Annotated in this window: 19 protein-coding genes; 13 read left to right on the plus strand and 6 right to left on the minus strand. The window is 49.5% G+C overall.

Annotation, left to right across the window (positions count from 1 at the left end):
• Nucleotides 1-58: 58 nt before the first annotated feature.
• Nucleotides 59-1,900 (minus strand): GmrSD restriction endonuclease domain-containing protein, encoded by a 1,842-nt coding sequence (locus JQM68_RS12135; RefSeq protein WP_235223267.1) that lies wholly within the window; start codon nt 1,898-1,900, stop codon nt 59-61.
• 1,782 nt (nt 1,901-3,682) lie between these two features.
• On the opposite strand from JQM68_RS12135, the gene JQM68_RS12140 reads away from it, so the two are divergent.
• From JQM68_RS12140 to JQM68_RS12175, 8 genes are all read left to right on the plus strand, one after another.
• Complete coding sequence (locus tag JQM68_RS12140) at nt 3,683-5,038, plus strand: ATP-binding protein (RefSeq protein WP_235223268.1); 1,356 nt, start codon at nt 3,683-3,685, stop codon at nt 5,036-5,038.
• 149 nt (nt 5,039-5,187) lie between these two features.
• Nucleotides 5,188-5,691: a hypothetical protein gene (locus JQM68_RS12145; RefSeq protein ID WP_235223269.1), complete on the plus strand. Its 504-nt coding sequence runs from the start codon at nt 5,188-5,190 to the stop codon at nt 5,689-5,691.
• Nucleotides 5,692-5,969: 278 nt separating this feature from the next.
• On the plus strand, nt 5,970-6,926 hold the full coding sequence (locus JQM68_RS12150) for a hypothetical protein (protein WP_235223270.1): 957 nt from the start codon (nt 5,970-5,972) through the stop codon (nt 6,924-6,926).
• 14 nt (nt 6,927-6,940) lie between these two features.
• Nucleotides 6,941-7,243 (plus strand): STAS-like domain-containing protein, encoded by a 303-nt coding sequence (locus tag JQM68_RS12155; protein ID WP_235223271.1) that lies wholly within the window; start codon nt 6,941-6,943, stop codon nt 7,241-7,243.
• A complete protein-coding gene (locus JQM68_RS12160; protein ID WP_235223272.1) occupies nt 7,243-7,740 on the plus strand; it encodes a PIN domain-containing protein in 498 nt (165 codons plus the stop codon). Before JQM68_RS12155 ends, JQM68_RS12160 begins: the two co-directional genes overlap by 1 nt.
• A 307-nt stretch (nt 7,741-8,047) precedes the next feature.
• Nucleotides 8,048-8,269 (plus strand): hypothetical protein, encoded by a 222-nt coding sequence (locus JQM68_RS12165; protein WP_235223273.1) that lies wholly within the window; start codon nt 8,048-8,050, stop codon nt 8,267-8,269.
• Between the two features lie 138 nt (nt 8,270-8,407).
• A complete protein-coding gene (locus tag JQM68_RS12170; protein ID WP_235223274.1) occupies nt 8,408-8,620 on the plus strand; it encodes a hypothetical protein in 213 nt (70 codons plus the stop codon).
• On the plus strand, nt 8,604-9,212 hold the full coding sequence (locus tag JQM68_RS12175) for a zeta toxin family protein (RefSeq protein WP_235223275.1): 609 nt from the start codon (nt 8,604-8,606) through the stop codon (nt 9,210-9,212). Before JQM68_RS12170 ends, JQM68_RS12175 begins: the two co-directional genes overlap by 17 nt.
• 163 nt (nt 9,213-9,375) lie before the next feature.
• Here the strand turns inward: JQM68_RS12175 and JQM68_RS12180 are convergent, their stop codons facing one another.
• The 3 genes from JQM68_RS12180 to JQM68_RS12190 all read right to left on the minus strand — a co-directional run bounded on the left by JQM68_RS12180 (nt 9,376) and on the right by JQM68_RS12190 (nt 13,891).
• A complete protein-coding gene (locus JQM68_RS12180) occupies nt 9,376-12,042 on the minus strand; it encodes a hypothetical protein (RefSeq protein ID WP_235223276.1) in 2,667 nt (888 codons plus the stop codon).
• A gap of 11 nt (nt 12,043-12,053) precedes the next feature.
• Nucleotides 12,054-13,571, minus strand: a complete 1,518-nt coding sequence (locus JQM68_RS12185) for a hypothetical protein (RefSeq protein WP_235223277.1) — start codon at nt 13,569-13,571, stop codon at nt 12,054-12,056.
• 101 nt (nt 13,572-13,672) lie between these two features.
• Nucleotides 13,673-13,891, minus strand: coding sequence for a hypothetical protein (locus JQM68_RS12190; RefSeq protein ID WP_235223278.1), 219 nt, complete (start codon nt 13,889-13,891; stop codon nt 13,673-13,675).
• Between the two features lie 380 nt (nt 13,892-14,271).
• On the opposite strand from JQM68_RS12190, the gene JQM68_RS12195 reads away from it, so the two are divergent.
• From JQM68_RS12195 to JQM68_RS12215, 5 genes are read left to right on the plus strand one after another with little or no spacing between them, the layout of a single operon-like run.
• Nucleotides 14,272-15,522, plus strand: a complete 1,251-nt coding sequence (locus JQM68_RS12195) for a phage portal protein (protein ID WP_235223279.1) — start codon at nt 14,272-14,274, stop codon at nt 15,520-15,522.
• A gap of 11 nt (nt 15,523-15,533) precedes the next feature.
• A complete protein-coding gene (locus JQM68_RS12200) occupies nt 15,534-15,824 on the plus strand; it encodes a capsid assembly scaffolding protein Gp46 family protein (RefSeq protein ID WP_235223280.1) in 291 nt (96 codons plus the stop codon).
• A gap of 15 nt (nt 15,825-15,839) precedes the next feature.
• Nucleotides 15,840-16,901, plus strand: a complete 1,062-nt coding sequence (locus JQM68_RS12205) for a cellulose synthase operon protein YhjQ/BcsQ (RefSeq protein ID WP_235223281.1) — start codon at nt 15,840-15,842, stop codon at nt 16,899-16,901.
• A gap of 30 nt (nt 16,902-16,931) precedes the next feature.
• The gene (locus JQM68_RS12210) at nt 16,932-17,309 is read left to right on the plus strand and encodes a hypothetical protein (RefSeq protein WP_235223282.1); all 378 of its coding nucleotides are present in this window, start codon (nt 16,932-16,934) and stop codon (nt 17,307-17,309) included.
• A complete protein-coding gene (locus JQM68_RS12215; RefSeq protein WP_235223283.1) occupies nt 17,306-17,449 on the plus strand; it encodes an antitoxin in 144 nt (47 codons plus the stop codon). The genes JQM68_RS12210 and JQM68_RS12215 overlap by 4 nt, the downstream gene beginning before the upstream one ends.
• A 375-nt stretch (nt 17,450-17,824) precedes the next feature.
• Here JQM68_RS12215 and JQM68_RS12220 read toward each other — a convergent pair whose 3' ends face one another.
• Both JQM68_RS12220 and istA read right to left on the minus strand, forming a co-directional pair.
• A complete protein-coding gene (locus tag JQM68_RS12220; RefSeq protein ID WP_328283739.1) occupies nt 17,825-18,586 on the minus strand; it encodes an ATP-binding protein in 762 nt (253 codons plus the stop codon).
• Entirely contained in the window at nt 18,583-20,151 is a 1,569-nt protein-coding gene (gene istA, locus JQM68_RS12225) for an IS21 family transposase (RefSeq protein WP_235223284.1), read from the minus strand. The genes JQM68_RS12220 and istA overlap by 4 nt, the downstream gene beginning before the upstream one ends.
• Nucleotides 20,152-20,404: the final 253 nt, after the last annotated feature.

Raw genomic sequence — 20,404 nt, forward strand, 5'->3', positions numbered from 1 at the left:
GTGTGTCCTGCTGACTGCACCCGTGCTCTCATTTTCTACGTTTTGACGATTCAAATTTTTACCCCTGCTGAACAGTTACTAAAATGGAATCTACTTTGTCTTTCTGGGTGTCCCTGAACCCAGTCCCGCCGATATCCTCCGGAAGGACAAACAACTGGCCAAAAGGATCGCCCTTCCAAGCCGCCAGTTTGACTTCTGGGTTACCGTTTCCAATTTTTTTATTTTTATGTTCCGATAAAAGAATGAGATTATCCAACAATCCTATGGAACTGACATCAAAGCCATAGTCTTCAAAGTAGCCGTCTTCCAGGTTCTGCGGTACCATGTGCTCCACTTGGGCTTTGCCTTTGGTACATTCGAGATCACGGACCTTGCTGCGGCTGCAGTCCAGATCATCCGCGTATAATGCCAGCAGGAATTTGCTGCCGGAGGAGGTATATTGATAGGCTCTGATGGCATCTTCGGCCTTGACTTTATCTGTAAGTTCCTGTGCCATCGTCCCAATGCCTTTCAGAATCATGGATACGTCTTTTTCAGATTTGCCGAAATTCGGGTCATTGTGTATGGAACGATATCCGTCTAAAATATAATCAACGACCTTCAGTTTGTTTTCATTGTCCCGGTCTTCCGCGTGCTTTCGATTTAAAATAATTCTCGTATGCACGACAGCTATCAGGATTGCTTTCAGAAGATTCTTAACGACCGCGTCTGAATAAAAACCACCTTCATTGCAGTTTAACTTTAAATTTCTGTACATAATTCGCATGATAACAGGTATGTAACCCGTTACGTTCCAAACAGAGAGATAGTACAGCTCCTTTGCATACCTTTTTGCGGCCAGGTCTTCCGGCCAGCTTGCCGGGTCAACAATCCAATTGTACAGGTCTTCCCATTTTTGCAAAACTGCAACCTTTCTTGCCGGGTCGCTGACATCGTTTCCTAAAATGCCAAAATCGCTCAAACGGCTGACCATTTGATTGAATCCGTATACTGTCTCGGATATCGTTGTGCTATTGCCCATTGTCAGGGAATTCATTACGTTCAGAAATTTCTTGAGTTTCAGAGGTTTTGATGCCATATTGCCGACGGTTTCGGGCTGTGCCTCCCAGCTTGCCGTATCGGTGACATCCTCCTCGCCCGACGCTTCATCGTTTTCGGATTCGTCCTCCTGCTCCGGGACAGATAGTCTGTATAGGCTTTCCAGCATATTTGTCCATGCTTTTTTCACAGCCGTGGCAGAGCATCCGGCTTCTTCGCACTCTTCAATCAACTCGTTTAATATCAGGTCGGCAAATTCCAGATTTTTGCCGGTGGCATTTAAGTTTTCAAATATCTCGTGCTCATTTTCTCCTTCTATGATCTTTACCATAAAGAAAAGTCTGTGCAGAACGATGTCCAATAACTTGTCTGCTTTGGCATAATCCATTTCATAATGGCAATCCATGAAGAACCTGTAAATGGATAAATATTGATCTTGGGCGGTAACATCGCTTTTTAATGCACACTGAACATCCTGATCATACAGCACGTTACTGGTAAAAAAGCCCAGACTGGCACTTCCGCTTTTTCCACTCGTAATATAGTTCAGATAGTCCAACAGCACCGATATGGTCGTGAGCCGCTGCTGACCGTCCAATACAGAGTAGCTGGAGCCGGCCGCGTCGTCTTTCTTCAGCGTCAGGATTCCGGTGAAATGCTGAGGATTTTTATCGGACTCATCTGGATTTTCCAGCTTATTCAATATGTCAATGATGTCTTTCCAGAGCCGGTTCCACTGCTCCTTGCCCCAAACATAATCCCGCTGTAAAATAGGGAGGAACAGCTTTACATGATTGCTGTCAGCCCACTCACAGAATTGAGAAATATTTTTTATTTCAATTGCATGTTTTTGCTGTTCCATTTGTGATCTCCCTCTCTAATCGAACTGCTTCAAAACGCGTTGGACACATATGGGCGGCGTTTTCCACTTTCACCGCAACAGCGGAGGTCCCTACCGAAATAGTATCATTCCCGGGCGGAAAACACAATACGGAAACCAGCGCTGAGGGCGTAAGTGGGCAGGCCACCAGAGCGGAAAGCCAAAGGCCAGCAGATATGAAAAAACCTGCTGGTCGAGAGGAAGTTCCTAACTGGCGGGGGTTTTCTGTGCCGACAGACTACTGGTGTAAAGCGGCCAATAATGACTCTGATGGCCACCCAGGAACTGGCGGAAATAGCGGCACAATGATCGTGGACGCCACCTGTGCACCGACCAATATCCGTTATTCCCAGGACGTTTTCCAGTGGCTTCCTGGTACGATTTGTTTCAAGAGCATACCTATGCGTACGCCTGCCTGAACCGGCTTCACCACAATGCATATCGGTTGGAGATGAACGGGAAGAAATATGCGGAATCTGAATCCAATAAACACCTGAACTTCCTCGCTGTGCGGGCTCGGCGCAGAAATACCGGCCAATGACTAAACAGGATGAATCTCGGCCTGCAGTGGTTTGGGTTGCTGTAGGCCAGGCCATCCGAAGTATTGTGATTCTTGCTTTGCGGCTCCGCCGATAATTTCAGACCGTTCGAAGCGAACCGTCAGACCGCTGACGCGAAACGGGTGGACCGTTGAAGTGAAATACGCACGCATAATCCGGATTCTTGCGGCACATCCTCTGGAGCCACTTGTTAATTTCAAATGGAAAGTCAAACTGAACAGAGGGGCAACAGCAGCCCTTATGCCCCAACCGCGGCTGACCTACGGAGTGGGCGTGGCTAATTCTCCGAAAAGTTTAAGTTTGCCGAAAAAGTCCCTTTAAAAATATTTGATTTACTGCGAAACTCCCTTGAAAAAATTGCTCATTTATGCCATAGCATACCAATGCTTAACGGAAGAAAGCGGGAGAGTTATGTCAAGAAATCGTGATTGCACTACTTGTATTGCATATTGTAATATGCTCGACGGCGACCTTTGCGGCCTTGGGTTTTCTGTTCACGAATATGCGGAGACGCACCTTGGCCAGTGGCGAATTAAAGTATGCCCTGTCGATAATCTTTGCACCTGCGTCCCGAAGCCGAAAACAAAGGAAGAGTTTATTCAAAGTGCGAAGGAGCGCGGGATTAATTGGGATCCGGATGAGGTAATCGATACTAATGAAATTTTTTAAGGCAATACCGCAAGAAGAAAGACGAGCAATATAGCCTAAAAAACGGTACAACTTGAATATGGGTGCGCCGGTTCGGGTGCGCAGCGAAAAAGCTGCATGTAGGTGAGGGGAGGCCCCTCTGCAGGGATTACACAGGCAAATCTGCCAAATCACCTTACGCCGCTCTGTTCAAAAGACAGGGTAGGTGAGCGGTGGAAAAGTCCATAAAGAAATGGGCAGATAAGTTTCGTGAAGATGAACCAAAGTGAACCATCGAAGAAGTGTCGTTAGCGTAAAAGAGATGTCAAAACCAGAGTTTCACCACCATTCTTGGAAAAGCATTGAGGCAAACCTGTGGCTGGCAATGTGGCATCCGGCATTAAGATGGCATGAGCACGAAACAGGCGTTTTATCGTTTTATTGCGACAATGATTCTTTGAAAAACGGACAATCTGAGCTTAAATTAAAATAGAAAAACGGACAAAATTTTAAAATATCAGTTGTAAAAACGGACAACACTGTTTATAATAAACTCGGAACAGGGTGGAGGTGGCGTATGATCGGGAGAAAAGTAGAGCAAAGGCTGGAGCAGTTCCGACAAGCGGACGATAAGAAGGCGCTGCTGATTACCGGCGCCAGACAGGTTGGCAAAACCTTTATCATCCGCGAGTTTGGGAAGCGGGCTTATCAGTCCTTTATTGAGATCAACTTTTTAGAAGATAAGACGGCGGCCTCACTGTTCGAAAATGCCCGGGACAGTCAGGACCTGCTGCTGCGGCTTTCCGCTGTGGCTGACAAGCCGATGATCCCCGGGCAGACGCTGATATTTTTAGACGAGGTACAGGAGTGCAAAGAGATCGTCACCGCCATCAAGTTTTTGGTGGAGGAGGGCAGTTACCGGTATATCCTCAGCGGGTCACTGCTGGGCGTTGATCTCAAGGACATCCGGTCCATGCCGGTGGGCTATATGGACATTGTCCAGATGTACCCGCTGGATTTTGAGGAGTTTGCCCTGGCCAACCGGGTGTCTCCCAACGTGATCGACGCTTTGCATAAAGCGTTTGAAGAAAAGCAGCCTGTGGATCCGGTGATCCATGAGCGCATGATGGCCCTGTTCCGACTGTATCTGATCGTCGGCGGAATGCCTGCCGCAGTGATGAAATATCTGGAGAGCAACAACCTTCGGAATGTGATCGAGGAGCAGCAGGCCATTATTGCTCTTTATAAAAAGGATATTGCGCGGTATGACCCGGAAGAAAAGCTTTATCTGGAGGATATTTTTGACCTGATTCCCAGTGAACTGAACAGCAAAAATAAGCGGTTCATTTTAAAAAATCTGAACGAAAATTTCAAGTTCTCTAGATACAGCAACAGCTTCCTGTGGCTGAAGGACGCGGGCGTCGTACTGCCGACCTTTTGCGCCTCAGAGCCGACAGCGCCGCTGCGGCTCAGTAAATCCTCTAATCTATTTAAGCTGTTTTTGGCTGATGTGGGCCTGTTGGCGTCCATGTATATGGACAATATTCAGGTGAAGATATTGAATGGAGAGAAGAGCATCAACTTTGGGGCTGTTTATGAGAACGTGGCAGCTCAGGAGCTGAAAGCCCATGGCTTCGACCTCTATTATTTCAACAGCAAGAAGCAGGGAGAACTGGACTTCCTGATTGAGAGGAACGGCCATGTGCTGCCCATTGAGATCAAGTCCGGAAAGGATTACACCAAACATGCGGCGCTGAGTAACGTGCTGGCCAATGAGGATTATGCCATCCCTGAGGCTTATGTGTTCCAGAACGACAATGTCAGCAAGGTGGGAAAAATCACATATTACCCGATCTATATGCTGATGTTCGTGAAAAAGCAAGACCAAAGCGGTGATTTGATCTATACGATCGACCTGGGGCCGCTGCAGTGAAACGAATACGTAGGCATATTGCGTTCGACATACGTATTTCGCGCTTACCGCTGGATGCTTCGGTGGTGAAAAGGGCAAGAATATTGGAAAAATTGGTCTGAACATCCAAAATCCCTAGCCATGAACAGTGCAGAAGGAGTGGCTTCATCATGGACATGATAGATTTTCGTTTTCAATACCGAGTCAAATACGACAGAGGCGCATGTAGTGACGGCAAGCGTGAAATGACGATCAGCATCTCAAAAGAAGATTATAAGAAAATTATTCAAGGTGTCCTGGCAGGCACTCCTATTGAGGAAATTGAGGGAGTCGCTGATGCAGTTGCGAAAATGAAAGAGTGCGTTCAGGATGTAGACCGCTGGATCAACAGGGATGGTTCACTGCGATCTGTTCCCTTGAAGAAAGGCAGAACGATATCTGGACTGGAACTCTTTTTCCCACAAGCTGAATATTTGCGCCTAAAAAAGATGAAAAATCCGATGGAGATCATTGACCGGCCAGAGGAGCGTATGACGCTGTATCGGAATGATGGTTCCAGTGTTGTATTTACCTGTGAAAATGGGTGGGTAAAAATAAATGATTCAAGAAAAATGGGCGCAACATTAGTTCTTGAGGTGGATGATTTTCTTGCAAGCGTAACGAGATCACTTTGAGCGCGCGACTTAAAAAACGGGCAAAGCGACAATTGAATATATTCAATCGACATGGGATTGCTACGATAAATGCCTGTGTATACCCTGTTGCACCCTTCACTATTTGGGCATAAGGGGGTATTACATTTACTCTACTGGACGATAGTGTGCCGCATGGTAATAATTTAGATGATGCTTGGCACATTGTAAGGCAATATGAAAAGTACATAATTTTTTGCTTGTAAATAATCTATCTATGAATGTATAATTATCATACTTATTATGAGGGGAGGATTAGGATGGCTCCCATCAGCTATAAATGGAATTCCTCGAAAGCTGAATTATCTATTGCGCTTCCAGATAAAATAGTCTTTGATTTTGAATTTCTGAAGATGACCGCAAAGATGCTTCATCTAATCAATAAGTTTCCGTGCGAAATTGTGACATTCATGTGCAACAACAGTGCAGATTACGATAAGCTTAGTAAGGCCTATTTGTATAACCTTCTTTTGCATGTCGCAGGGGAGAAGAAGGCTCGATGGAATCTTACCCTAAAATCAAAAATTGAGCTGTCCGTCCACTCAAAAACTGCCGCTAATTTTGAGCCAATTGACAATTTGGCAGAAAAGATTAGATCTTCTGAGTTGAACTTCTATCGCTTTACAGGTGATGCTGGTATCGATACTCCGGTAAATGCGTTGACAAAGTTGCTTGTCGAGAAAAATGTCACACTTGATCCCGAAAAAATAAAAGAGTTTCTGGCGACAACGATTGGTGAAATCTTTTCAAACTCAATCAGCCACAGCGCACAAGACGAGTTTTTCTTTATGTTTGATGTGGTTTATGATAAAGTTACAACAAAGTTCCAGATGTATGTTAACATCATTGACTATGGGAAAACTATCGCAGAAAATGTGAATTCGTTTTTTCGAAGTCACTCTAAGCCGTCTAAAACCAGTAGCGATTGCATAGATTGGGCAATAAAACCGGGAAATACAACGCGAAGCGGCTCGGGCGGATATGGGCTTCCAACGCTTATTGAGTATATCAAGGAAGTTCACGGCGATTTATTTATCTTCTCTGGCAATGCATATTATCGGCTGGAAAACGGCAGGGAGGAAATCAACGATAATTCCGACGGCGTATTTAATGGAACGAGTGTCACGTTCCGGGTAGCTCTTTTGGATACAGAGAATGCATTGTGTTACGATCCTACTTTGAAGAAAGTACACTGTGTCAGTTTGGAAAATATATGAGGAAAGGAAATCGTATGACTACAATAAGAATTTATGATTTTGTGAACGGTGAATCGGCAACCTCTTATGATGAAGGCATCCGTTGTCTGCAGGCCATCCTGCCAATCATTGACACTGATGATGTGGAGTTGGATTTTAATGGGGTGAACTTTGTCATTACGGCCTTTTTGAACCCGGTAATTGGTGATTTGATTTTGGAAAAGGGCAATGAAGTAATGAAAAAGATCCGCATTGTTAATGCCAACGATAATATTATTCAGAAGATTAAAATGGTAAAAGAAGGAACTTTACTAAAGAGAGAGGACATGGATGGATAATGGTCTTTTTTGATACATGCATATGGATTGAGTTGTGCTGTTCTACAACGCCGACAAAACCAGCGCAGAAGTCACAGGCTAAGCGTGCGTCTGACCTGCTCTCTGATATGAAAGCCAAGGGCGAAACGATACTTACCTGCAAAGAACAACTTTTGGAAATCATCTCCGCAATCCTCAAGGTAAAATTGAAAGAGTACCAGAACGAATGCAAAAAGAATGCAATACCCAATGTCGGCAATCTCAAGCAATACAGACAGAGACCGGATTTTACATCTGCACAGTTATTATGTAAGCAGGCCATCCAAGACGTTTGCCAAATGGCAAAAACGGTGAGTATAGCACCCTATGAGGTCGGAGATATTTTAGATAATATCCACCTTGTGGATATTAACGATTTCCTTTATTACCAATATTGTATTAAGAAAAATATTGAGTTTTACTCCTTTGATGGCGATTTTAATCAGTTGGAAACGTCTGCCAATATTCATATTATATAAGAATGACCGCCATCTTGGTATTAACATACTCCAAGATGGCGGCTATGTTTTTGCAGTAGTCAACCTGATGTATATTAGCTTATCCTTGCATGCGACCTTGAATGCAAAAGGGTATACACAAAAAATTGAACAAAATCAAAGTTTTGTTTAATAAAGGGGAGCGGGAACAGACACAGAAGCCACAAAAGCCCTGTTCAGACCTGTCTCCAGGCTCTCTGGCACACTACGACCAAAGACTCTTTATCTCCGCATAAAATAATGTAAGAACAATTTGTTCAGGAGTTTTAAATGTAAGGAGATTAAAAATATGAGTCAGTCAAAGAAAAATTTTTTTGATGGCACTGACTATGAGCAGCTGACGCTTTTCGCATTGCCGGTGATCGGCGATAAAATTGCTGTGAGCTGCTTCGATGGACAGCAAATCGAAGTCAAGGATCTGGAGCCCTGGATGGTTAAACTCGTGCCCGACGGTGAGTTCTTGCTGGACAAATCAATGAATAATGAGTATAATATATTTGAATATTGCTGAGATGGTCGGGAATCATCTCATAAGTCAGATTAACCGAGAAAAGAGACGGTGGCTTAATTCTTGGTCACCAGAAGCCCGCTACTTCAGTCGTGGGTAGTTCACACAATAAATATAATGTTGCGTGCGAGGAGCGTGAATATGATGGCCTCTGACATTCCCTCTGACAGCGTCGTTGTTAGGAACGCAAGATTAGCTGTTGCAGCAGAATTAAAAAAGAAACGAGTTCTTAATCAACCAATTGCGAGATTTGACCCGAAGACTGGTAAAATTTATATGGAACACAGTGATGGTAGCATTACGGATGTCGGCAAAGCGATGAGACGAGGTCGATACAGTGAACGGCGCAAATAAAAAACCGGAGATTGTTGTGTTTGCTGGCCCAAATGGTTCCGGAAAAAGCACAATTACCGAATTGCTTCGTCCCACCGAAATGCCGTATATAAACGCTGATGAAATTCAGCGTGTATTAGGTTGCGATAATATGGAGGCGGCGAAACTTGCAGAAAAGCAGCGAGAGGCATATTTGGCTACACATAAGAGTTTTTGCTTTGAAACAGTTATGTCGACAAACAGAAATCTAAATTTGCTCAAACGGGCAAAAGAAGCCGGCTTTTTTGTGCGTTGCTATTACATTCTGACAGCAGATCCACAAATCAATGTTGCTCGGGTTGCCTCTAGAGTTTCTGCCGGTGGACACGATGTGCCGGCAGAAAAAATTATTTCCAGATACGACAAGGCACTGGATTTGGTTCATGAATTAGTTCCTGTCTGTGATGTATGCCATATCTACGATAACTCTGCAGAAACGCCATACCGCATTTTTAAAAAGAGAAAAGATAAGTGTTGGTATTGCACCGAACGGCATCTATGGTTAAAAGCTGATATTATAGCGTTAACTGGGGTCAACAATCTAGAAAAAGCACCGCTGAATAAGCACAAATAGCCTTATAAAACGGATGCTTTAAAGACTGTATTCGACAAAGAGAATAAGAGCGCAGGAGCTGTTTTGCAGAGTAAGAGTTCTGCAGAACAGCTCCTGAATTTCTTTTCTGATTTGATGAGGAAAAAATTGACCCTTAATAGAACAAAATGATATTTTTGTTCAATTATGGCATGGCTCTGCTATAAAACAGGGAACTTCGATAGTCAGCAATGATCTTATGAACTTCTTTGAAATCGGGCCCTGCGGCCACGGCAGAGAGCATCTTACGAATCTCCGCCTGTTTTTTCGCGGTATCCTGATTTTTTAGACCCTCCGTCAGTTTCTGAGCGCACTGGGTGAGGTAGCTCTTCAAAGAGAGATATTCACCCTGAATGGCAATGAGCTTATTATCCGAGTTCAGGAACTGAACATCGCCTTTCTTTGCCATCTCGTCCTGATAATATCTGACCTGTTCTCTCCATTGCTGGAATGCCTCCAGCATTTCTTGGCTGGCAGCCCTGTTGAATGAACTCTTGGATACCAGCTTGCAGGCGCTCACCACATCCAGAACGAGCGCGGCCTGAAAGCTGAGAAGCTGTAGCTTATGCTCGTTTGACTGTTTTCGCGCTCCGATATATTTCCATTCCCAGTAAAACATGGAGAGGAAATACTCCTGTTCAGTCAAACCCAGACAGAGGATGGCCGCCAAGTCGGCATAACACTCCTGGTAAAGCAGCAGGAGCGTCTCCAGGTCAGCTTTTAAATCTTTTAAAATCTCGTACCGCATATACGGTGAAAACTTCTGCGTATATTCGATAAAGCTCTTCCGTAATACTTCTGTGCTCAGGTACTTGGCAACCAGCGTTGACTGAAAATTCTGGTCGAGAAAGACCTGTGAGAGCGCCTGTGGCAAGAAGATTTTGGCTTGATTCAGATAAAAATGGTTTTCTTTACAGATTTCATGATAACAATCTTTGAGCTTTATTATAATCTTTTCCAGGATATCCTCCGAGCTGTTCCCGCGCAGCCGGTATTTTATTTGCCCATCCAGACACCAGGCTTTCGCAATCATTGCCGCGCAGGCGTGCAGAATAGAATGAAACCGCTTCTCTCGAAGCCGTGTAGAATCGCCGGTATAGTGGGACATCTCATGACAGAGGATATTGGAAACATCAAAGGGCCGGAACATTAGAGATACCGGCAAGGAGACCAAAAGCGGGGTCCTTCCCTCGTATTCGATCTCGGCAGGGCTGCCACCAGACCCACAGGCAGAGTCCAGGATACAAAGGGTATTGGCCCGGGGCTCCACATCATAGGTAATCAGGGGGATAAAATCCTGCCGGTGCTTATCTTGATTGACGGAAAGCAGGAGTTCATTATACGCGTTCAGCAGGGCCATATAAAAAACCATGAGTGTCGCCGGCGTATAATAGCGGGAGGCATAAAGCTCCGGGCTTTGAACCAACTGTCCCTCCAGACGGGTAATATCGCTTTTCAAAATATCCCACTTATCCAAAAACGACCGAATATCCGAGGCCTGATCAAGGGTAATGGTGGAAACGGAATTTAGCCGTTCCATCAGCGCGGAAACACTGGGCCAGATCAAAATAGACAAGTCGTCCATTACGCAGTTTTCCATCATCGTAATCAGCGTGTTTGTCTGCGCGGACAACGCGGCAGCCCACGGCTCCTGCCCAAAGGTCTTGGTTACTTTGGCAAGCTTTTGCCTCAGATTGTTCTGAATCGCCAAAAGGCAGTCAGGTGGAATATTTTTTTCCGGGAGCCTCGCACTTTCAAAAATAGCGCCGTATGGAATCCCAATGCGGGAGATGACATCGTCAAAGGCATCGTGCATATCAACCTGGATGACGCCTTGGCTGCCACTTTTGGGTAGGGCGTAGGTCTTCCACAAAAGCCCTCTGGTATACTCCAGATAGGTCTCCAGTGTGCATCCGCTCATATCTAAAATGGCATCGGCGGTTCCAATCACGAAGGATCTGCTTTTCGGAATGCCCGGAATGGTGGACAGGTCCTCCCAAAACAGTTCGGCACAACGGGAGGAATGGACTGAGAACCGGATGCTCGCATTGGGCAGCGTTTGCCGGATGGCGTCAGAGGCACCATGGCAGCTGTACGGCTCCGCTGCTTTTCCCGTGGCATCCCAGATCTCGGCGGCGGCGTGAACGGAAGTGTTCTCCCCAAGCAGTGCGGTGTGGACACCGCAATAGGAGTAAACATCGCCCACGGGCGCGGTTTCCAGAAGCCGCCTTAGGACATGCAGGCACGATGCCATAGAGTTGCTCTTCAGGACTGCTGCAATGTCGCCAAGTTCCAGCGTATGATAGAAGACACAGTGAACCCACTCCCCCTCGATGAGAACACTAATATCGCCTAAGGAGGGGTCCTGGGACTGGTTTGCGAGGTTCATGACGGCATCCTTGAGCACCTGGATATACGGTTCCATTCCATTCTCGTTTTCCAAGGAGAGCCCCTGGGAATTGAAGGGGCTGAAATGGATACGGGAAACCGCCATACAGCAGAGCGGAACGTCCCAGAACTTTTTAAGATTCGCTGACGCATCCGGATAATGCAAAAGATACAGCGGAGAGGTATAGTTGCTGTTTTGGATGTGTTGAGACTGGTGATCTGCTTCGATGGAACGAAGTGAGTCTCCTTTTTGAGGAACTTCCCGGACATGGATGAGGTCAAAGTGTCCCAGGCAAATATAATCGTTTGCGTCATCCGGCAGCAAATGGTCCCGCAACGGTGCGGAAGGAGATGACTTGAAAAATTCCACCACGCGCAGATCCACGGGTGTACCGCTGATGTGGCCTGTGAAGTTATCTGCCATGACAGTCCCCCCTATTCGTAGTCATTAAGCTCGCTGAGCATCTCACGAAGCCAACCATAAATCTCATGGGTCGCCAGGCTCAGAAGCGTGTCATACCAGTCATCCGTATAGGAAATGGCCATGCTCTGTCCCCAGGACAGAAAACGGGGAATCCAGGAAAGCGATACATGCAGCGACTTGGAAAGTCCGGTCACCTTTGGCCAGATATTCTCATCCACGGTGTCTCCGGCTGCGATTTCCACGGTCAGCAAGGTTGCTGTCAGGAGGAAGAAAAGTTGAATGGCACTGTTATATGCGGTATCCTCCCGGTTTACCCGTGGATTGCTGATTTGATACAGTAATCCCATACAGTCCATCCAGCTGCTGTCTTGTGCCCGCAAGCATACCAGCAGCCCGCACAGAGGCAGGCCCAGACAAAGCTGTTCGCTGGAAATCCGCGATGTTTTCCGGGAGAATAACAGCTGTTCATCAGGATAACCGGGCAGTGCCTTTGCGATGACATGGAGAACCCGGCAAATCAGATCCGGCCGCTCTCCTTTCGCAAGTCCCCGCAGCATATGCTCCCAAGTGGAGCGCATCTGCGTGATTTGCTCAGCGGTCTTGTAAATATCCTCCAGCGGCGCCTGAAAACCGCTGTCCGGCATTTGCACGGAGGAACCGCTTGAGCCGGCTGGATCAATGACCGGGAGGCCTGTTTCCGTCAGGTTGAAACGGAGGCGCCCCCATGTACAGCGGACAACCTCTTCTGGTATGGAGCGGGTGTCCTGGTAGTACTCCCTGATATAATCGGCAGCGGCTGCCATGAACTGCACGGAGCTCTTCTGAACGGGGCGGTTTGCCGCCTTCCTTTTCCCAAAGGCACGGGAGGGAAGGTTCGGACGGCAGAGGTAGTATTCCACCATATCCTGAGCCGCTGTGCGGCTGGCCGTAAACAGAAAGGCAATGACCACAGTTGAGAAAAACGCAAACAAAGCGCCCAGAAGACATGTGGCGGACAGGAGAAGATACTCCTGTTCACTGCAATACAAGCCAGTTAGCACCAGGAGTCCGTAAAGGCCATATGCCATATTGTGCCAGGGAAACTCGGCATAGATGACATCGCTCAGGTGGATCCCGTACAGGAGCTTGTCCCGGGCTCCGGAAACATACGGATAAGAAAAATTCACAATGCCGAACAAAATGAATATCTCGCTGAGGACGGAGTCAGGTACGAAACAGACACACCATATTTCCGCCAAACGGTGAAGCCCGCGGAAAACGGTGATGAGGGCGTCCAACCGTGACAGCGCGGGGCATATGTACCAGATGGGGGAAGCATTGTGCAATACGTCCGCCAGACGGATAACCAAGTCTTTGCAGAAAGAATTCAAAAAAAGTCTGTCAAAGAGGACGCCAAAGCAAATCAGAAACAATATTACCGCAGTTTGAAAGAAGAAGCGGCTTATGCGTATGAATTTTCCCGGCCATTGAATCTGAGTGCTCGACACATGGGCCTTGTCCGGGGAAGTTTTCTTTTTCCTTGCTGTCATGACCATCCACACCCATATACCAAATTTTTCTAATTTAAAAAGTGGCAAAAAAGAGACCCTGTTTGACAGCAATCAGGGTCTCAAAAAACTATGCGGTTTTTTTACTGCAGGCAAGAGGATTCAAAGAAAGCTGCCTGCCGCTGATACTCATCTAAAGGCATATCGCGGACTTCGGAAGTGTGCAGGGAAATGCTGAATAAATCGCTGTTTCCGCAATACGACTGTGCGGACACAGGTTTGATATCATCCGCCTGATAATCATCATAGGTGTCCTCCTGCGCCATATCCCGAAAGAAGCGCACCTGATTCCATCCCTTCATCCATTTTCCTCCACTTGCGTATTGTTCTGATGATAGTCAAAATACGCAGCGCCGGTATCACCGCAGACTTACTGACAGAGACACAACAACGCATGCGTATAAGAGACTACACATATTGTATCAGAGTTCACGTACAATGTCAACAATTTTATCAAAGAAACATAAGCGTTTCTTGCCTATAATGCCACAGGCGGCCCTCTTCTATACCAGCGATTCCTCAGACGGCGGAATGGGCTGCTGTGTGGGATGTGAACCTCCCGGCTGTGCTTCCGGCGGCTTTTGCCGGGTTTGCATTGTATTAAAGAATTACTTCAAAAGGTATGCCACGGCTTTTTCGCTATAATTGCAGCAGATATATCCAAAAAGAAGGAGGTATTCTTTTGAAGCAAGACATCATTTGCGCCGGAGCATTGGATGGAGAAACGCTGTCTGCCGCGGTCAGCGAGTTTCTGCGGACAGTGCGCCCGGAGCGACAGAGGCTGTTGGACTACTATCTGGGAGAGCAGCCGGTGAACAAGGGAGAGACGATCCGGGGCCGCCCTAATAACCTGCTGCGGGTCCCCTTCCCCCGCTACATCACGGAGGTCCACACCGGATATTTTCTGGGGCTCCCCCCTACCCTGTCCCTGTCTGACGGCGCTTCGGCCCAGCGGTATGACGCCCTGCGCCGGGAGCTGCGGCTGGATCATCTGCTGTTTGATATTGGACGGGACCTCAGCATCTGCGGCGCGGGTTTTCTGCTGGTCTGGCTGGAGCGCAGCGGCATCCGGGCCTGCCGGTGCGATCCACGGGACTGCTTCGCCCTCCGCTCCGGGGCGGCGGGCAGGCCGCTGCTGGGAGTGGTGCGGCTCTACGGCGGGGGCCGACAGGGCACGCAGGGCGTGCTGTACACGGCGGAGCGCACCACGCCCTTCTCATGGGACGGCCAAACCGCTGCGTTGGGACAGCCGGAGGACAACCTGCTCCATGTGCTGCCTGTCATCCCATTTTCCAACAACTGCCAGGGGACCGGGGATTTCGAAATGGTGACGGGGCTGGTGGACGCCTACAATCTGCTGTTGTCGGGCGCTATGGACGATATGCAGTCTGTGGCCAACGCTTTCCTGGCCCTCTACGGAATGCAGGGGACTACCCAAAGCGACATCGACCGGGCCAACCGCACCCGGCTGCTGTCCCTCTCCGAAGGAGGCCGGGCGGAGTTCGTGGTAAAAAATCTGAATCACGAGGCTTTGGGGCAGCTGGAGCAGAACCTCCGGCGGAGTATTTTGCAGCTATCCATGACACCCGACCTCTCTGACGAGAGCTTTTCCGGCAATTCCTCCGGGGTGGCGCTGCAATACAAGCTCTGGGGTATTGAACAGACCCGGGCCGCCAAGGAGCGAACCTTCACTGATGGCATGAGGGTATTGCTGAAAACGCTTACCGCCGGGGAGCGGCTTCTGGGCGGCGCGGCAGACTTTACCCCCGGGGAACTGACCTTCTACAAAAATCTGCCCCAAAACCACACAGAGCTGGCGGAGACCCTTCTGTCCCTCTCCCCTGTTCTGTCCAAGCGGACGATTCTGGAGAATCTCCCCTGGGTGAGCAACGCGGAAGAGGAATTGCGGCGCAAAACTGAGGAACAGGAGTAAAGGAGAACACTATGACAGATGAAGAAAGACAGGAATTGGAAACTCTGCGGGCGGAGAAGCTCCGCCGTAACCAATCGGAGCGAGCCGCAGCGGCTCTGAGCGCGGCAGGCGCTCCAAAGGAGTTCGCGACTTTGCTGACGGGCAGCGACGACGCTGATACAGACCGCCGGGTGCAGGAATTCTGCGGCGTGTATCAGGCGTCTCTGGCGGCGGACGTGAAAAGCCGCTTACCCCAGCAGCCTCCCGTGGTGACTTCCCCGCCTCCCCAGCGGCCCAGGCGGGGTATCCAGCGAATCCGATAAGGAGAAAGGACAGCTATGAGTTTAAGCAGCTTTTACACAGAAAAAGGGCTGGATTTGGCGGCTAAGATCCTCGCCGGGGCCCAGCTTAACATCACCAAGGTTACAGCGGGCAGCGGCACCACGGCTTCGGATGCCGCCTCTCTGGAGAATACCCAGCAGACCCTTACCGCAGGCCCCGCCTCAGCAGACGGCAATACCGCCACCCTGCCGGTAACGCTGGCGGAAGCTCTTGCGGCAGACTCTTACAGCCTGACGGAGCTGGGCGTTTTTGCCGCCGACCCGGACGTGGGCGAGATCCTCTATCAGGTTTTCCGTTTGGACGAGCCCCGGACGATCACCGCCGGCGGGACGGACGCCTGCCGCTTTTATCTGCGGTATACTGTGGGCAGCGGCGGCATCACCGTTACCTGCTCCCCCGCCGGACTGTTGGTGGACGAGGATTTGAACCCGCTTCGCGCGGAACTGGCGGATACGGTGAAATCCCACTCCTACTATACCGGCGATATGAATGTATTGACGGGCAGCGGCATTTACCGGGTCCAGAAAAACGACAACCTCCCGGAAGAGCTGCACTACGGTACGGTTCTGGTCTGTCACGGCAAGAACTGCGACACCTATTTTCAACTGGGCGCCGGTGGCTATACCGGTTCTGACAAATCCTACCTGCTGTATCGAAAGGGACAGGAAATCAGCGGCGCCCCGTCGTGGGGCCCCTGGCGGAAGCTGGCAGATACGGCTGCTCCGGCGCTGTACGACCTGCCCCTGGCCAGCGGCATCGCGCTACAGGAGAATACCACCGCAAAATATTGGAAAAACCAGCTTGGCGAGGTATTTTTCTGGCTGCGGGGCAAAACCACCAGTGAGTTTTCCGATAGCTGGGTCCTGCTGGCTACCCTGCCCGAGGGCTTCCGCCCGGTGCAATCCGTGCATACCACGGTAAACCTGTATCTGGTCAGTGGTACCAGTACCGTGGCAACTGCCAATATTGACCCCGATGGCGGGATTCGGGTGGAATACAGCCCCCTTGCGGCGAACTCTCACCTGCTGCTCAACGGCTTCTTTGCAGCCAGTGCGTAATGAAACTATGACAGAGGAGAAATAAGCGGTATGGAATATAAGCATAGCTGTGTTGTGGACAGCGGCGGTGTGTATCAGACGCTGGTTCTGGTGTTGATTTACAACAACGCGGAAACTCCCGGGGAGAAAGAGGAACTCCTGAATTACAGGCTGAAAGAGGACGAGGCCCTGCTGGATGTCCAGCCTCCCGTCCTGCGGCCCTGCGCCGGGGCGGATGGCCTGGTGAAGCCCCGCTGGGACGATGCGGCTGCCCAGTGGGAGGAGAGCGCCTCCCAGTCAGAGCTTTCCGCATGGGAAGCCGCCCACCCCGCCCCAGAGATTCTGATGCCCGGGCTCAGCGACTCCCAGCGCATTGAGGAGCTGGAAACGCTGGTGGCGGGACTGCTGTTTGGAGGTGAGGGCGAATGACGCTGGCATTGAAACTGCTGTGCCGCGTGGTAAAGCGCCGGGTGCGGGCCGGAGAAGGGCTGGAAACGGTACTAGCGGACTATCCCAAGCTGACAGAAACGGAGCGGCAGGCAGTCGTGGAAATGGTGATGGAAAAGTAAATCCGACCGGGCAAAAATGAAATAGAGCGGCACAGCCACAGGCTGTGCCGCTTTGCTTTGTCTTGACAAAGGCAACCCCCGGCTATGCCGGGGGACAAAAAGAGCTTATAGCGAGGGGTGGAGTAGACAAGAAAAAGTCTCCAAGTTAGAGTGAATGAAAGGTTTGCCGACCAAATTCACAAAAACAAGGAGTGCGAATTCCAGTCAAACGGAGCGCCCGTTCCGGAGGAACGGTGCGCCCATTCCAACGCAAACGGCGTAGCCGTTCCATTCCAAACGGCGTGAAACGCCGCCCATCCGTTCTGAGCGGCCAGCGGCCGCAATTCCTCACAGAGTTGAGGCCGCTGGTCTCCTGAGAAGGCCGCCCGAGGAAGCTTACTTGACTGCGTCTCTCATGCTAATGCCATTCATCTCCAGGCGGTAGCTGTGGCGCTTGTCCGTGATGCGTGCAAGGCAGGCATCAGCATAGGTGTGCTCCTGGAACAGGTCAAACCATGTGTGGATTGGGAACTGTGAAACGATAATGGTGGACTTCCTTCCATCGCGTCCATCAATAACTTCAAAAAGGTCACGGCATTTATCCAAGTCGAGATCCATTAGGCCGAAGTCATCAATCGCCAGCAGGTCCAGCTTGGCAAGAGATGAAACATAATCGAGATAGGTTGTCTGCAGGCGAGCCTGTTCCAGTTCCAGCATCAGAATGTTAGCGCGGATATAGCGCACGGTTTTAAACTGCTGGATGGCAGAGACACACAGGGCATTACAGAGATAGGTCTTCCCACTGCTCGTCATGCCAGTAATCAGGAGGTTTTTGCCTTCATCAATCCAGTGGCAGGTAGCCAGACGCTCAATAGATGCGGTATCCAGCTTGCGAGCAGGGTCATAGATGGTTTCATCCAGAGCGGCATCTGGATAGCGCAATTGAGCCTTCTTCATAAACTTCGAAAACTTCTTGTTGTACCGAATCTGCCATTCTTGGTTCACAATAGTAGACAACCGCTCCATAAATGGAACGAGGTCTGCATTCGGATCCATGAGTTGAGTCTCAAGGGCATCGGCCATGCCGGATAACTTGAGACTGCGGAGCCGCTCACAGAGAGCAATTTCTTCCGCGTTAAGAGTGAGGGAAGGCATCATTTGTAGCTGTCCCTCCCCCTAATGTTTTCATGCTCTGGAAGCCGGCCACGAGTATCACCAGAGGCCTGCTCGTGGTTCATAAGGCGGCTGAGGGCCTTCTTGAAATAGGAGTATTTACAGGCAGACGCGTCGATGCAGGTCTGCGCTGCCTCTTCCACGATATGGCGAGGGACATCATTGCACAGGTGCAGGATACCCTTGCAGCTGTTGTAAGCCTGCTCCTCGTGTTTCACGCCGCGTAGAATGCGGTCAATAAGCGTTACCATGGCATCGCCATACACCGTTGCCCAGCGACGATAATAGGCCCCGTCGTGCGCATTCAGTTCCTTATAGTATCGGTGCTCAGGCGGCATGTGTGCATCGTCCGTAATATACCGAGGAAAGTCCTTGTAAGACCTGACGTGCGTGCAAAGAAGCCTGTTGTTTTCGTCGCAGATGCGGATTTCGCTCATGGTTGCTTTGAGCAGCGCCGGCTTACCGTGCATGGTGTACGCGACAGAGTAGTAGTGGCCGTCGTATTCAAGATGATAATTGTCCGGCACACGGAGGAAATACTTGTAATCACAGACGGTGAAGTGCCCTGCGGGGAGCGCCTTCATGCGCGGCTTGTCATAGATCTCAAATGCATGCTGTCTGGATTTGCGGATGTCGCGCTGGTTTCGGAAGTTGCGCTGGTTGATATCAGCAATGATGCGTTCGGCCTCCATGTTCAGAGCTTCAATACTCGAATAGGGAGCGTTTTCTTTCAGCTTCTCAATCAAATGGGTCTCCAAATAACGCACATGGTTTTCAACCGTTGGCTTGCCCTTGGGCTTGCGTGGAGGTGGAGGAAGGACAACAGTATCGTAGAAGTCCTCCAAGTCCGAAAAAACGGAGTTCAGGACAAGCTCATCCTTAGAGTGCTTTGAAATCGCACTCTTCAGATTGTCAGGAACGAGGTACTTCGGCACGGCCCCGTAAAAGGACAGCGCATGTACCACGCCCGAAATAAAGCTGGTAAGCTTCTCGTCCAAGAAGATTTCGGCATACACGCAGCTGCTGAAACCGAGTGTCGTGGTGAAGACATGTACCTTTTTCACTTCGTCTGTCGCCGGGTCAAGGAGAAGCTCCGGCTGGTCGCCTACCCAGTCAATATACATACGCTCGCCGGGGATGCGTTCCACTGGCATCGTGACAGACGTCTGTCCGAAGTTCTCAGCGAGGAACGCGCGGTACAACGCATAGAACTGAGAGAGCTGGTATCCGTCAGGATGTTCCTCCTTGTACTCCAGCCAGACAAACGCTAAATTTGGTTGCTTCATGGCCGACATGCGCGCGTGGATCCTGGCAAAGTCCGGCATGGGCTTCTCGCTGCGCTTCAGGTTTTCAGGTGGATAGAACGCCACCTCGACGGCTTTCGGCGGCATAGCCCTTAGTTCTTCGAGCGTAAGGCCGAGCTCCTTAAATCGTTTCATGATGAGCGTGACGGTACTGGAGCCAATACCGTACCGCTTCTGGGTAGTGGCGTATCCGACGTTTTGCTGCCGGAGTTCTATTACGCCGATGATAGTTGAGTAATTTTGCATAGGGTACTCCTTCCTTTATAGATGGCGGCGATATGCCGCAGCACCATTATAAAGGAAAGCACGCCGCTTACATCGGAATGGGCGCTCCGTTCACTTCGGAACGACCACGCCGTTTATGTTGGAATGGGCACTCCGCTCATTTCGGAATGGCTACGCCGTTCGGCCGGAATTTGCAAACAAGGAGACTGATTCATGAAAAATCCAGATATCAGTAGTTTAGAACATACCAGCTGGCGGTGTCAATACCATGTAG

Origin of the sequence: Oscillibacter valericigenes (assembly GCF_021531435.1) — a bacterium.
In the GTDB taxonomy this organism is placed as follows: domain Bacteria; phylum Bacillota; class Clostridia; order Oscillospirales; family Oscillospiraceae; genus Oscillibacter; species Oscillibacter valericigenes_B.